The 15,211-nt window shown below is 63.6% G+C and carries 8 protein-coding genes and 1 pseudogene; 5 read left to right on the forward strand and 4 right to left on the reverse strand.

Annotated elements, in window-relative coordinates; genetic code table 11:
- Window positions 1-470: 470 nt before the first annotated feature.
- Window positions 471-1,043: pseudogene (locus tag B0E42_RS31765) on the forward strand (methyl-accepting chemotaxis protein); the annotation flags it as partial.
- A 150-nt stretch (window positions 1,044-1,193) separates the two neighbouring features.
- On the opposite strand, the gene B0E42_RS14275 reads toward B0E42_RS31765, so the two are convergent.
- Window positions 1,194-1,970 (reverse strand): TatD family hydrolase, encoded by a 777-nt coding sequence (locus B0E42_RS14275; RefSeq protein WP_024618443.1) that lies wholly within the window; start codon window positions 1,968-1,970, stop codon window positions 1,194-1,196.
- 20 nt (window positions 1,971-1,990) lie between these two features.
- The gene (gene cra, locus B0E42_RS14280; RefSeq protein ID WP_014336586.1) at window positions 1,991-2,986 is read right to left on the reverse strand and encodes a catabolite repressor/activator; all 996 of its coding nucleotides are present in this window, start codon (window positions 2,984-2,986) and stop codon (window positions 1,991-1,993) included.
- A 288-nt stretch (window positions 2,987-3,274) separates the two neighbouring features.
- Between cra and ptsP the strand changes: the two genes are divergently transcribed.
- The 4 genes from ptsP (at window position 3,275) to B0E42_RS14300 (ending at window position 10,572) form a co-directional block, all read left to right on the forward strand.
- Window positions 3,275-6,139, forward strand: a complete 2,865-nt coding sequence (gene ptsP, locus B0E42_RS14285; RefSeq protein ID WP_077506690.1) for a phosphoenolpyruvate--protein phosphotransferase — start codon at window positions 3,275-3,277, stop codon at window positions 6,137-6,139.
- A complete protein-coding gene (gene pfkB, locus B0E42_RS14290) occupies window positions 6,139-7,080 on the forward strand; it encodes a 1-phosphofructokinase (protein WP_018612826.1) in 942 nt (313 codons plus the stop codon). Before ptsP ends, pfkB begins: the two co-directional genes overlap by 1 nt.
- Before the next feature lie 14 nt (window positions 7,081-7,094).
- Window positions 7,095-8,840, forward strand: coding sequence for a PTS fructose-like transporter subunit IIB (locus tag B0E42_RS14295; RefSeq protein ID WP_077506691.1), 1,746 nt, complete (start codon window positions 7,095-7,097; stop codon window positions 8,838-8,840).
- A gap of 190 nt (window positions 8,841-9,030) precedes the next feature.
- Window positions 9,031-10,572, forward strand: coding sequence for an alkaline phosphatase (locus tag B0E42_RS14300; RefSeq protein WP_077506692.1), 1,542 nt, complete (start codon window positions 9,031-9,033; stop codon window positions 10,570-10,572).
- Between the two features lie 153 nt (window positions 10,573-10,725).
- On the opposite strand, the gene B0E42_RS14305 is transcribed toward B0E42_RS14300, so the two are convergent.
- Window positions 10,726-13,251: a sulfite reductase flavoprotein subunit alpha gene (locus B0E42_RS14305; RefSeq protein ID WP_139353158.1), complete on the reverse strand. Its 2,526-nt coding sequence runs from the start codon at window positions 13,249-13,251 to the stop codon at window positions 10,726-10,728.
- A 625-nt stretch (window positions 13,252-13,876) separates the two neighbouring features.
- Entirely contained in the window at window positions 13,877-15,040 is a 1,164-nt protein-coding gene (locus tag B0E42_RS14315; protein WP_018611340.1) for a type III PLP-dependent enzyme, read from the reverse strand.
- Window positions 15,041-15,211 lie beyond the last annotated feature (171 nt).

Raw genomic sequence — 15,211 nt, forward strand, 5'->3', positions numbered from 1 at the left:
CGCTGGTGCTGGTGTTCCTGTTGATTTTTTACCTGTACGCCGGTTTCTACGCCTCGACCCGCACCACGCTTCAGCATCTGGGCCAGATGATGGACAAGGTGGCGGCGGGGGACATGACGGTCAATTTCGTCGCGCGCAGCAAAGACGAACTGGGTGAGCTGGGTGAAGTGTTCAACGGTACGGTGGCGAAGATCCATGACCTGATCGAACAGGTCGGCCGCACCGTCGCCGAAGTCGAACGCCAGGCCGGGCAGGTGGAAACGGTATCGGCCCAGAGCAACCAGGCCGTCGCCGGCCAGCGCAGCCAGATCGAACTGGTGGCCACGGCGATGAACCAAATGTCGGCCACGGCCCAGGAAGTGGCCCGCAGTGCCGCTGCAGCGGTGAGCAGTGCCCACAGCGTGAACGACGAGACCCTCAGCGGGCGCGGGCTGGTGGAATCCCAGCAGGGCAGCATCGCCCGCTTGGCCAGCGAGATCGATCAGTCGGTGCAGGTGATCAATCAACTGGCGACCGACAGCCAGGCCATCAGTCGCGTGCTGGATGTGATCAAGAGCATCGCCGAGCAGACCAACCTGCTGGCCCTCAATGCCGCCATCGAAGCGGCCCGGGCCGGTGAGCAGGGGCGCGGCTTTGCGGTGGTGGCCGATGAGGTGCGGACCCTGGCCAAGCGAACCCAGCAATCGACCGAAGAAATCGAAGCGATGATCACCCGCCTGCACGGTGGTGTCGGCGCCGCGGTCAAGGCGATGGGCACCAGCCATGAGATGGCCAGCGGCACGGTCAGCCAATCGGAAAAGGTCCAGCAGGCCTTGGAAAATATCCTCGGTGCCGTCGGCATGATCGTCGACCAGAACCAGCAGATCGCCGCCGCTGTGGAGCAGCAGACGGCCGTGGCCCATGACATCGACCAGAACATCGTCGAAATCAACCGCGCCGGCGAACGCACCGCCGAAGGTGCCCACCAGACCGAAGACGCCAGCCGCGAATTGTCTGCCCAGGTGGTGCAGCTCAAGCAGTTGATCAATGCGTTTCGGGTGTGATTGCCGCTGATTCACCGCAGGTCCAATGTGGGAGCGAGCTTGGTGGGAGCAAGGCTTGCCCGCGATGAAAACACCGCGGTCTCTTGAGTGCTGCGGTGCCTGGATCGCGAGCAAGCTTTGCTCCCACCAAGCTCGCTCCCACAGGTTTTTTTACCAGTTGAACAGTTGGCGGGCATTGGCCGTACTGGCCTCGGCCAAGCGTTCCGGGCTGATACCCATGATCCCGGCCAGCGCCTCACAAATCGCCGGCAAATGCGCCGGGCTGTTGCGTTGGCCGGGGAACATCGCCGGGGCCATGTCCGGGGAATCGGTTTCCAGCACCACCGCGTCCAGCGGCAATTGCGCCAGCACCCGGTGCATGCGCAAGGCCTGGGGCCAAGTCGCGGCACCGCCCAGGCCGAGTTTGAAGCCGAGCTTGATGTATTCGCGGGCCTCTTCGAAGCTGCCGGCGAAGGCGTGGATGATCCCGGCGCGGTTGGAGCCCATGCGCTTGAGGGTCGCGATCACGTCGGCATGGCTGCGGCGCACATGGATCAGCGCCGGCAGTTCGAACTCCACTGCCAGTTGCAGTTGTGCGTCGAACAGTGCCTGCTGGCGTTCGCGATCCAGGGTGGGGATGTAGTAATCCAGGCCGATTTCCCCTACCGCACACAATTGCCGATGTCCGGCCAGGCGGCTCAGCCACTCGCGCAGTAGCGCCACGTCGTCGGGTCGGTGCTGATCGAGATACACCGGGTGCAGGCCCAGTGCGGCATGCAGGTCCGGGTCGCTTTGCACCAGGTCCCAGACCCGCTGCCAGTTGTCCCGGTACACGCCCAGTATCACCATTTGCCGCACGCCCAAGGCGCGGCTTTCGGCCAGCAGTGCCGGGCGGTCTGCATCAAAGTCTGGAAAATCCAGGTGGGTGTGGGTGTCGATCAACTCCATGGATCAATCCTGAAGAAGCGTCAGCCTTGGTGAATACGCTGCTTGAACGTCCGCGCGATGGCCTGCACGCCTGGCTGGTAGTCATCGTTTTCGATGGCCGCCAGGGCCAGTTCCAGGGCTTTGTCGGCGATCAGTTGGTGCTGCTGGGACATGGCATTGACCGGCAGCGGCAGGAAATCCAGCAACTGCGTGTCACCAAACGTACCCAGGCGCAACGGCCGCGACTTGAGCGGGAAATCGTGCAGGGCGTCGAACACCCCTTGCAGCAGCACGTAGGACGTGGTGATCAGCGCGTCGGGCAGATGCCCCAGGCGCGCGAGCATTTCCTCCATCAACTGGCGGCCGCATTCACGGCTGAACGACTCGCCATGCTCGATCAGCACCTGGCCCTCGAACCCGGCCAAGGCCTCGCGAAAGCCTGCGGCCCGTTCCTGGCTGATGCTCAGCTCGGGACGGGCGCTGATCAGCGCGATTTGTCGAGGGTGGGTCTCCAACAGGCTGCGGGTCAATTGCAGGCTGGCCTGGCGGTCGTCGCTGATCACCGAGCAGAAATGCGCCGGCTCCATCACCCGGTCGATGGCGATGATCGGAATGCCCTTGGCCTGCAGCTGCTGGTAGCTGTCGTCGCCGGCCGGCAGGCAACTGGCGACGATCAGCGCATCGCAGCGCCGGGCGCGGAACAACTGCAACAGCTGTCGTTCGCTGTCGGGGGCGTCGTCGGAACTGGCGATCAGCAACTGGTAGCCCCGCGCCCGCGCGCCTTGCTCCAGCAACTTGGCGATGCGTGCGTAACTTGGGTTTTCCAGGTCAGGCAAGATGAAGCCCAGGGTACGGGTGTGGCGGCTGCGCAGCCCAGCGGCCTGGGGATTGGGCGTGAAGCCGTGTTCCTGGACCACCGCCCGCACCCGTTCGACGGTAGCGCTGCTGATGCGTTGCTGTTCGGCCTTGCCGTTGATGACATAGCTGGCGGTGGTCACGGACACACCGGCCAGTTGGGCAATATCACTGAGTTTCAACCCGGTTTTCCTTGTTTTTTCGAGTTAGCCCCGACGATAAGGGCCATCCTACCCGATTCAAGCCGACGGTCACCGTCCAAGCGCTTACGACAAGTTGCACTTCAAGGATGAGAGATTATCGAGTAACGTGCCAATCTTTCTAGATTAAACGTTTCAGCAAGCGTATTTTCAAGGCTAGCAGCATTTTTGGCCCTTCTGCCGTGATCACGCCAAAAATCATCCTGCAACGCTAAGCTGATTCATTCAAAACAATACCTGGCGCCAACCGGACGCCAAAAAGGAGAAAGCATGCTCGAGCTCACTCTAGAGCAGATATCCATGGCTCAGACGGCTGTGGATAAAGACGCTGCACTGCAACTGCTCGCCGACAAACTGGTGGCCGATGGCTTGGTGGCTGAGGGTTACCTCGCCGGCTTGCAGGCTCGCGAAGCCCAGGGCTCGACCTTTCTTGGCCAAGGTATTGCCATCCCCCACGGCACCCCGCAGACCCGCGAGCTGGTTCATTCGACCGGTGTGCGCCTGCTGCAATTCCCCGAGGGCGTGGACTGGGGCGATGGTCAGATCGTCTACCTGGCGATCGGCATCGCGGCCAAGTCCGACGAACACCTGCGCCTGCTGCAACTGCTGACCCGCGCCCTCGGCGAGACGGACCTGGGCCAGGCCTTGCGCCGTGCCGGTTCCGCCGAAGCGTTGCTGAAGCTGTTGCAAGGCGCGCCGCAGGAACTGGCCCTGGATGCCCAGATGATCGGCCTCGGTGTGTCGGCTGACGATTTCGAAGAGCTGGTATGGCGCGGCGCCCGTTTGCTGCGCCAGGCCGATTGCGTGAGCAACGGCTTTGCCGGGGTGTTGCAACAAGTCGATGCGCTGCCCCTGGGCGATGGCTTGTGGTGGCTGCACAGCGAACAGACCGTCAAGCGTCCGGGCCTGGCGTTCGTCACGCCGGACAAGCCCATCCGCTACCTGGGTCAACCGTTGAGCGGTCTGTTCTGCCTCGCCAGTCTCGGCGAGGCTCACCAGGCCCTGCTGGAAAGGCTCTGTGCCTTGCTGATCGAAGGCCGCGGCCACGAACTGGGTCGCGCCACCAGCAGCCGCAAAGTACTGGAAGTGCTCGGCGGCGAATTGCCCGCCGATTGGCCCAGCGCGCGCATCGGCCTGGCCAATGCCCATGGCCTGCATGCACGCCCGGCGAAGATCCTCGCCCAGTTAGCGAAAAGCTTCGAAGGCGAGATCCGCGTGCGCATCGTCGACGGCCAGGACAGCGCCGTGTCGGCCAAGAGCCTGAGCAAGCTGTTGAGCCTGGGCGCCCGTCGCGGCCAGGTCCTGGAATTCATTGCTGAGCCGAGCATTGCCGCCGATGCGTTGCCGGCACTGCTGGCGGCCATCGAAGAAGGCCTTGGCGAAGAAGTCGAACCGCTGCCGCCGCCGAGTGCGCCGCGGGAAACCGTGATGGCCGAAGTGGCGACTGTCGTGTTGGCGCCCGAATCTGGCAGCCTGATCCAGGCCGTCGCCGCCGCCCCGGGCATCGCCATCGGCCCGGCCCACATCCAGGTATTGCAGGCCATCGACTACCCGTTGCGCGGTGAATCGGCGGCCATCGAGCGCGAGCGCCTGCAAAACGCCTTGAACCAGGTGCGCCGCGATATCCAAGGCCTGATTGAACGCGCCAAGGCCAAGGCCATCCGCGAGATCTTCATCACCCACCAGGAAATGCTCGACGACCCGGAGCTGAGCGACGAAGTCGACACTCGCTTGAAGCTGGGCGAGAGTGCGCAAGCGGCGTGGATGGGGGTGGTTGAAGCCGCCGCGAAAGAACAGGAAGCCTTGCAGGACGCCTTGCTGGCCGAACGGGCCGCCGATCTGCGAGACGTCGGCCGTCGGGTGCTGGCGCAACTGTGCGGCGTCGAAACCCCGAACGAACCCGATCAACCCTACATCCTGGTGATGGACGAAGTCGGCCCGTCCGACGTGGCCCGCCTGGACCCGACGCGGGTGGCGGGGATTCTCACCGCCCGTGGCGGCGCCACCGCCCACAGCGCCATTGTCGCCCGGGCCTTGGGCATTCCGGCGCTGGTGGGCGCCGGTGCGGCGGTATTGTTGCTGGCGCCGGGCACGTCCTTGCTGCTGGATGGCCAGCGCGGTCGCCTGCACGTGGACCCTGACGTTGCCACCTTGCAACGGGCTGCTGAAGAGCGCGACACCCGCGAGCAGCGCCTCAAGGTGGCCGCCGAGCAGCGTCACGAACCGGCGGTGACCCGTGACGGTCATGCCGTGGAAGTGTTTGCCAACATTGGCGAAAGCGCCGGCGTCGCCAGCGCGGTGGAGCAGGGCGCCGAAGGCATTGGCCTGTTGCGCACCGAACTGATTTTCATGGCTCACACCCAGGCGCCGGATGAAGCGACCCAGGAAGCCGAATACCGCAAGGTGCTCGACGGCCTGGCCGGTCGACCGCTGGTGGTGCGTACGCTGGATGTTGGCGGTGACAAGCCACTGCCGTACTGGCCGATCGCGAAAGAGGAAAACCCGTTCCTCGGCGTGCGTGGCATCCGCCTGACCTTGCAGCGTCCGCAGGTCATGGAAGCGCAACTGCGGGCCTTGTTGCGTTCGGCGGACAGCCGTCCGCTGCGGATCATGTTCCCGATGGTGGGCAGCGTCGATGAGTGGCGCCAGGCCCGGGACATGACCGAGCGCCTGCGCCGGGAAATCCCCGTGGCAGACCTGCAACTGGGGATCATGATCGAAGTGCCGTCCGCCGCATTGCTGGCGCCGGTGCTCGCCAAGGAAGTCGACTTCTTCAGCGTCGGCACCAACGACCTGACGCAATACACCCTGGCGATCGACCGTGGTCATCCGACCCTGTCGGCCCAGGCCGATGGCTTGCACCCGGCCGTGCTGCAACTGATCGACATCACCGTGCGCGCCGCCCATGCCCATGGCAAATGGGTCGGTGTGTGTGGCGAACTGGCGGCCGACCCACTGGCGGTGCCGGTGCTGGTGGGCCTGGGCGTGGACGAACTGAGTGTCTCGGCCCGTAGCATTGCCGAGGTCAAGGCGCGGGTCCGCGAATTGAGCCTGGCGCAAGTACAAACCCTGGCCCAAGAGGCCTTGGCCGTGGGCAGCGCCGATGATGTGCGCGCATTAGTGGAGGCGCTGTAATGGCGAAGATTCTTACCCTGACCCTCAACCCGGCGCTCGACCTCACGGTGGAGTTGGCGCGCCTGGAGCCGGGCCAGGTCAACCGCAGCGACGGCATGCACGCCCACGCCGCCGGCAAGGGCGTGAACGTGGCCCAGGTGTTGGCCGATCTCGGCCATACGCTGACGGTCAGTGGTTTTCTGGGCGAAGACAATGCCCAGGTGTTCGAGACGCTGTTTGCCCAGCGTGGTTTTGTCGATGCTTTTATCCGTGTTCCCGGCGAAACTCGCAGCAATATCAAACTGGCTGAGCAGGACGGACGCATCACTGACCTCAACGGCCCGGGCCCGGTGGTTGATGAAGCCGCACAGCACGCCTTGCTGGCGCGCCTTGAGCAAATCGCCCCCGGTCACGACGTGGTTGTGGTGGCGGGCAGCTTGCCCCGGGGTGTCAGCCCGCAGTGGTTGCAGGCCTTGATCACGCGTTTGAAAACACTCGGCCTGAACGTGGCCCTCGACACCAGTGGCGAAGCCTTGCGTGTCGCCCTGGCGGCGGGGCCTTGGTTGATCAAGCCGAACACCGAAGAACTGGCCGATGCGCTGGGTTGCGAGGTGGTGAGTGAATTGGCCCAGGCGCAAGCGGCGCAGCGCCTGCACGCCCAGGGCGTCGAGCATGTGGTGATTTCCCACGGTGCCGATGGCGTGAATTGGTTCAGTGTCGGTACGGCGCTGCATGCCTCGCCACCCAAGGTTAGCGTCGCCAGCACCGTGGGCGCCGGGGATTCGCTGCTGGCGGGCATGCTGCACGGCCTGCTCAGCGCCGACACCCCGGAACAAACGTTGCGCACCGCCACGGCCATCGCTGCCATGGCGGTCACGCAGATCGGTTTTGGCATCCACGACACCGCGTTGCTGGCGTCGCTTGAACAGGGCGTGCGCGTGCGCCCCCTGACAGAACAATAAGAGGGTTAGCAAGAATGAAACTAGCCATTGTGACGGCCTGCCCGAACGGCATGGTCACCAGTGTGTTGTGCGCCCGCCTGCTGGACGCTGCGGCGCAGCGCCAGGGTTGGAGCACCAGTGTCGAAGTCCATGACGCGGCCCATCCGGAGCGCCAGTTGTCGGCCGCGACCCTCGAAGCGGCCGAGTGGGTGTTGCTGGTCGCCAGCGGCCCGGTGGACCTGTCGCGGTTTGTTGGCAAGCGGGTGTTCCGCAGCACACCGGCCCTGGCTCTCCAGGACGTTGATGCGGTGCTGCGTCGTGGCGCCGAAGAGGCCGAGGTTTTTCTCGCCTCGGATGTCGTGGAGGAGGCCCCCGCGGTGTCGACCGAGCGTGCGCCGCGCCTGGTTGCCATCACCGCATGCCCAACGGGCGTTGCCCATACCTTCATGGCCGCCGAAGCCTTGCAGCAGGCGGCGGCGCGCTTGGGTTACGACCTGAAGATCGAAACCCAAGGCTCGGTGGGCGCGCGTAATCCGTTGAGCCCCGAGGCAATCGCCGAGGCCGATGTGGTACTGCTGGCGACTGATATCGAAGTCGCCACCGAACGTTTTGCCGGCAAGAAAATTTATCGTTGTGGCACCGGCATTGCCTTGAAACAGGCCGAAGCCACGCTGAAAAAAGCCTTGGCCGAAGGGCGCCAGGAAAGCGCGGCGAACGGCGCCGCCTCGGGGCCGGCGAAAGCGGAAAAAAGCGGTGCCTATAAGCACCTGCTGACGGGCGTATCGTTCATGTTGCCGATGGTGGTGGCCGGTGGTTTGATGATCGCCTTGTCGTTCGTATTCGGTATCGAGGCCTTCAAGGAACCTGGAACCCTCGCAGCCGCGCTGATGCAGATCGGCGGCGAAACCGCGTTCAAATTGATGGTGCCGCTGCTGGCCGGCTACATCGCCTATTCCATCGCCGACCGGCCAGGCCTGGCGCCAGGCATGATCGGCGGGTTGCTGGCGAGCACCCTCGGCGCCGGCTTCATTGGCGGGATCATCGCCGGTTTCCTGGCCGGTTACACGGCCAAGGCGATCAATCGCTATGCGCGTTTGCCCCAGAGCCTGGAAGCGCTCAAGCCGATCCTGATCATTCCGCTGCTGGCGAGCCTGTTCACCGGCCTGGTGATGATCTACATCGTCGGTAAACCGGTGGCGGGCATGCTCGACGCCCTGACCCACTTCCTCGACAGCATGGGCACCACCAATGCGATTCTGCTGGGCGTGTTGTTGGGGGCGATGATGTGCGTCGACCTCGGTGGGCCGATCAACAAGGCGGCCTACGCGTTTTCGGTGGGGCTGCTGGCTTCCCAGAGTTATGCACCGATGGCCGCGGCCATGGCCGCCGGCATGGTGCCGCCGATTGGCCTGGGCATCGCCACCTTCATCGCCCGGCGCAAATTCGCCCAGACCGAGCGCGAGGCCGGTAAAGCCGCGCTGGTGCTGGGGCTGTGCTTCATCTCCGAAGGTGCGATCCCGTTCGCGGCCAAGGATCCTCTGCGGGTGATCCCGGCCAGCATTGCCGGCGGCGCGCTGACCGGTGCGCTGTCGATGTACTTCGGCTGCAAGCTCATGGCCCCCCACGGCGGCCTGTTCGTGATGCTGATCCCCAACGCCATCAACCATGCATTGTTGTACCTGCTGGCGATCGTGGCGGGGAGCCTGCTGACGGGGGTGGCGTATGCGCTGCTCAAGCGGCCTGAGGTGGTAGAGATGGCGTTGGAGCCGGCCAAGGCCTGATCACTGCTGTGCCTACTGTGGGAGCGAGCCTGCTCGCGATAACGGAGTGTCAGACAGCCTGTTTGTCGACTGATACACCGCTATCGCGAGCAGGCTCGCTCCCACATTTCGTTCTGCTGAGTTCATGAGGTCCTGTCACACCCACTTCACAGAGCCATGCTTAAGTTTTCCCATTTCAAGGGAGAACACCATGAGCGAATTTGACCTGGGTCGTCGTCGGGTGATGCAAGCCGTGGGGGCGGGGTTGTTGTTGCCGGGGCTGGCGCCGGCGGTGATGGCTTCGGTCAAGGATCGGCCGGTGCTCACCGACGGTGTGCAGTCGGGCGACGTGCAGGGCGACCGGGCGATGATCTGGAGCCGCAGCGACCGTCCGGCGCGGATGGTGGTGGAGTGGGACACCCGCAGCACGTTCAGCAATCCGCGCCGCTTCGTCTCGCCCATGGTCGATTCCCGCAGCGATTTCACTGCCCGGGTCGAACTCACCGGGCTGCCCCGCGACCAGGCGATTTTCTACCGTGTACATTTCGAAGACGCCCAAAGCGGGGTTGCCAGCGAACCCTGGCTCGGCCACCTGCGCAGCGTGCCGCAGTTCAAGCGCAACATCCGGTTTGTCTGGAGTGGCGACACCGTCGGCCAGGGCTTCGGCATCAACCCGGACATCGGCGGCATGCGCATCTACGAAGCCATGCGCCTGCGCCTGCCGGATTTTTTTATCCACAGCGGCGACACCATCTACGCCGACGGCCCGGTGCCGACGCAAATCACCGCCGAGGGTGGGCGCATCTGGCGCAACCTCACCACCGAAGCCAAGAGCAAGGTTGCCGAGACCCTGGATGAGTATCGCGGCAACTATCGCTACAACCTGATGGACGAAAACGTCCGTCGCTTCAACGCCGAAGTGCCGCAGATCTGGCAGTGGGACGACCATGAGGTGGTCAACAACTGGTCGCCGGGCAAGCAACTGGACGAGCGCTACCAGACCAAGGATATCCACAGCCTGGTGGGGCGCGCGCGACAGGCCTGGCTGGAATACGCGCCGATGCGCCTGCAGAAGGCCGACGGCGGTGGACGGATCTACCGCAAGCTCGGTTACGGGCCGCTGCTGGATGTGTTCGTGCTGGACATGCGCAGCTACCGCGAAGCCAACGACGCCAACCTCGGCGCGGCCAAACCGTTCCTGGGGCGTGAGCAGTTGAATTGGCTCAAGCGCGAATTGAAGCAGTCCCGTGCCCAATGGAAAGTCATCGCCGCCGACATGCCCATTGGCCTGGGTGTGCCGGATGGCGAAGTCAGCCCCGGCGTGCCGCGCTGGGAAGCGGTCGCCAACGGTGACCCGGGCGCGGCCCAGGGGCGTGAACTGGAGGTCGCCGAACTGCTTGGCTACCTGCGCAAGCATCAGGTGCGCAACTACGTCTGGCTCACCGCCGACGTCCACTATTGCGCCGCCCATCACTACCACCCCGAACACGCCGCGTTCCAGGATTTCGAACCATTCTGGGAGTTCGTCGCCGGGCCATTGAACGCCGGCAGCTTCGGGCCCAACGCCCTGGACAAGACCTTTGGCCCGGAAGTGGTGTTCCAGAAAGCGCCCCCGGCCCAGAACACCTCGCCGTTCGCCGGGTATCAGTTCTTTGGCGAGGTGAACATCGACGGGCAGAGCGGGGAGATGAGCGTGGTGTTGCGGGACCTGGAAGGCGTGGCGGTGTTCGAGAAGAAGTTGCAGCCGGTTTGACTGTCAGTCGCGCCAGGAGCCTCTGTGGGAAAAGCCTCTGTGGGAGCAAAGCTTGCTCGCGATAACGGTATATCTGTCAATAAATGGCTGACTGACAGTCCGCTATCGCGAGCAAGCTTTGCTCCCACAAGGGGTACTTAAGATGGGTGTCTGTCAGTAGACATCCCGCCGATACCGCCCCTGCTCGATCAGCCGCTCCACTTCCTCGCGCCCCAGCACGTTGTTGAGCACGTGATCCACCCCGGATGCCATGCCCTGCAAGCTGCCGCAGACATAGATCACCGCGCCGTCGGCCAGCCATTGCTTGAGCAGCGCGGCCGATTCCAGCAGGCGGTCCTGGACGTAGACTTTCTGCTTCTGATCCCGGGAAAAGGCCAGGTCCAGGCGTTCCAGGTCGCCCGAGGTCACCCATTCCTGCAACTCATCGCGGCAGTGGAAATCGTGTTCGCGGTTGCGCTCGCCAAACAGCAGCCAGTTGCGCTGCATGCCCTCGGTGACGCGCGCCTTGAGCAGGCTGCGCAGGCCGGCCAGGCCGGTGCCGTTGCCCAGCAGGATCATCGGCACACCCTGGGCCGGCAGGTGGAAGCTGCTGTTGCGGCGCAGCCGCAGGCTGACGGCGCTGCCCAGTGGTGCGTGTTCGGTCAGCCAGCCGGAACCGACGCCCAGGCTGCCGTCGGCGTGACGTTCCTGGCGCACGATCAGTTCCAGTACGCCGTCGGCCGGGATCGAGGCGATGGAGTATTCGCGTATCGCCAGCGGTGCCAGCGCATCCACCAGCGCCTGGGCATGCAGGCCGACCAGATGGGCACGGTTTTCCGGCAGTTGGCGGGTCGCCAGGGCTTGATCGAGGCTCTGGGACAGGCCGTCGACTTGCACGCGCGCCTGGCCGGAGAGGCCGAGCCCGTCGAGGAAATGTTCGATGGCCCACAGGTCATTGCGCGGCAGGATTTCCACCAGGTCACCGGCCAGCCAACTGCTCGGCCTGGGGGCGGTGAGGCCCAGCAGGTATACCCCCGAGCCGCTGCTGTCGGGGTTGAGCAGGGTGCGCTGGCTGAGGCTCCAGTTTTCGAAGTTTGGCGCCTGCCAAGTGTCCAGCGGGGCTTGGCCGGTCAGCTCCGCCAATTGTTGTTGCCAGTGACGCAGGGCGTAAGGGTCGCCGCTGTCCACTTCCACCGGCGCGAACAGGGTCTTGCCGCCGTGTTCCGCCAGCCAGGCGTGCAGGCGCCGGGCGAAGCCGCAGAAGTGTTCATACTGCCGGTCGCCCAGGCCCAGCACCGAATACTGCAGACGCTCCAGGCTCAAGGCCTGGCCCAGCACCTTGCGTTCGAAACCGCGGGCACTGTCCGGCCCTTCGCCGTCGCCAAAGGTGCTGACGACAAACAGCGCATGGGTGGCGTCGTTCAGGTCCTGCTCACGCACACCGGCCAGTGGCTGGACCTTCACGGGCAAGCCGGCGGCCTGGAGTTGGCCGGCGGTCTGCCAGGCCAGTCGCTCGGCGAAACCGCTTTGGCTGGCGAAGCCGATCAGCCAGGCCGGCGCATTGCCCGGGTTGGCGATGAGGGCCTGACGGGCGTTTCTGACGTGGCGCTTCTTGCGGCGGCGGTCCAGGTACAGCAACCAGCCGGTGATGAAGAACAGCGGCATGGTCAGCGCGGCGACGGTCACCAGAATCCGCCCGACCAGGCCGAAGTAACTGCCGATATGCAGGGCATAGACACTGGTCAGCAACTGCGCCTTGAAGCTCTTGTCGCTGTAGCGGCTGTGCCGGCTGATGACGCCGGTGGCCGGGTCGAGGGTTAGCTGGTTCAGCGCCCGGTCGTGCGGCGAGTTTTTCAGCAGGTAGAACACGGTCGCCGGTTGTCCGGCCACGGGCGGCATGCGCACGTTATAGGCCGACAGCCCCGGGCCGGCGGCGCTGTAGATGCTGCTCCACATGGCCCGGTAATCGGCCACGGGCAGTGGGCCGCTTGGCGCCGGGCCACGATTGCGCACCCGTTCCTCTTTCGGTGAATCGGAGAGCAGGCGGGTCACGCCTTTGTTGTACCACTCGTAGGACCAGGTCAGCCCGGTCAGGGCCGCCAGTAGATAGAACACCAGGCACCAGGTGCCCGCCACGGAGTGCAGGTCCCAATTGAAGCTCCGACCTTTTTTCCCCCAGTCGAGGGTCAGCCAGGCGCGCCAGCTTTTCCATTGGCGCGGCCAACGCAGGTACAGTCCGGACAGGCAGAAAAACACCAGGATCAGCGTGCAGGCACCGGTGATTTGCCGACCGACATCATCCAGGGTCAGGACGCGGTGCAACCTGAGCATAAAACCGAAGAAGTCCTGGCCCGTCACATCGCCCATGAACTGCGCGTTGTAAGGGTTGAAATAGCGCATGGCGCCACGTTTTTCCCCAGCAGGCGCCGCAAAGATCACCCGCGCGGCGTTGCCGCTGTCGGTCTCGACCCAGAGCATGGCGACGGTCTTGCCGGAGGTGGCTTCGATCTGTTCCACCAGTTCGGCAGGCGGCAGGACGCCGGCCGGCTGTTTCTCGACCATCAGCACCTGCGGGTTCAAGGCCCGCAGGATTTCATCCTGGAACGACACCACCGCCCCGGTAACGCCCATCAACGCCAGGACCAGCCCGGCACTGATGCCGAAAAACCAGTGCAACTGGAACAGGGTTTTCTTCAACACGTCGCTCGCCTTGTTCATTTACTGTTCATCACGGCGTGCATTATGCCGTGTGTTATCGAGAAGCATTCATAAACACACCCAAAAGCCTCGATCATTTGCATGAGCGGGGCAGTGATGGCGTGAGCGAAGAATCCTGTGGGAGCGAGCCTGCTCGCGAAGAGGCCGGCACATCCAACATCTTCATTGACTGGAACACCGCATTCGCGAGCAAGCTTTGCTCCCACAGGTCCTGCTCAAACAGATCTGATGGGTGTACGACTGGGAGAGCCAGGTCGGCTGTTAGGCCGCCTCGCGGTGGACGTTGATCTCGGCGCCCCGTTAGCCGCGCTGGGCCATGGATGGCCCTTCGCGGCGGCCCACGGAGCAATGCCTTCGTTCAGGCATGCCGAGCCTAGGCGAGGCACCGAGTGGTGGGGCACAAGCGCTTTGGTTACTTTCGACTGGGCCGGCTTCCGGGCTTTTCGAAAGTGACCCGCTGTAAGAGCGGAACCGCCAGTAGCCGTTACCGCAGCAACGGATATGCACGCCAACCATCCAAAAAAAACGGCGCTTTCCATTTCTGGAAAAAGCGCCGTTTTTCATTACGCAACAGGGCAAGAACTATAAGCTCAAGCGCCCAAACACATCACACGTAAAACGATTTCAGCGGCGGAAAGCCATTGAATTCCACCGCGCTATAGCTAGTGGTATAGGCCCCGGTCGACAGCCAATACAGGCGATCCCCAATAGCCAGGTTCAACGGCAACCCGTACTTGTAGTTTTCATACATGATGTCGGCGCTGTCACAGGTAGGCCCGGCGATGACCACTTCTTCCATCTCGCCTTTCTTCTCGGTCCAGATCGGGAACTTGATGGCTTCGTCCATGGTTTCGATCAGGCCGGAGAACTTGCCCACATCCGTGTACACCCAACGCTCGACGGCGGTACGGGACTTGCGCGCCACCAGCACCACTTCGCTGACCAGGATACCGGCGTTGGCGATCAACGAACGGCCCGGCTCCAGGATGATTTCCGGCAGGTCGTCGCCGAAGTCTTCCTTGAGGAAGCGGATGATTTCCTCGGCGTAGGTTTCCAGGCTGTTGGTACGGGTGATGTAGTTGGCCGGGAAGCCGCCACCCATGTTGATCAGCTTCAGGACGATGCCGTCTTCTTCCTTCAGACGCTCGAAGATCACCTTGACCTTGGCGATGGCCGCGTCCCAGACGCTGATGTCGCGTTGTTGCGAGCCGACGTGGAACGAAATGCCGTACGGCACCAGGCCCAGGTCGCGGGCCAGGATCAGCAGGTCCATGGCCATGTCGGTCTGGCAGCCGAACTTGCGCGACAACGGCCAGTCAGCGGTGGTCGAGCCTTCGGTGAGGATCCGTACATAGACTTTCGAGCCCGGCGCGGCCTTGGCGATGTTGCGCAGGTCGGCTTCGGAGTCGGTGGCATACAGGCGCACGCCCTTCTCGTAGAAGTAGCGAATGTCGCGGGATTTCTTGATGGTGTTGCCGTAGCTGATCTGGTCCGGGCCGACGCCACGGCTCATGACCTTATCCAGCTCATAGATCGAGGCGATGTCGAAGTTCGAGCCTTTATCCTTGAGCAGGTCGATGATTTCCACCGCCGGGTTGGCCTTGACGGCGTAGTAGACCTTGGCGAATTCGAAACCGGCGCGCAGGTCGTCATAGGCCTTGGAGATCATCGCGGTGTCGATCACCACGAACGGGGTTTCCTGCTTGTCGGCGAACGCTTTCATTTTCTGGAAGGTTTCGCGCGCGAAATAATCTTCGACCTGGATCGACATACTTGGGACTCCTACTGGCAAACATCAGGATCAATGGGTGTGAGGGCAAGCAGCCCTCGTGAACGTCCTCCGTATCCCCACTTTGGTTCGCCTACTTCCCAAGGCATGTCGCCGAAAGCAAAAAGGCCACGGGATGCGTGATTCCCTTGGCCTTGCTGTCTCGTCGTCAGT

It is taken from the genome of Pseudomonas sp. A25(2017) (genome assembly GCF_002001065.1).
GTDB lineage: Bacteria > Pseudomonadota > Gammaproteobacteria > Pseudomonadales > Pseudomonadaceae > Aquipseudomonas > Aquipseudomonas kilonensis.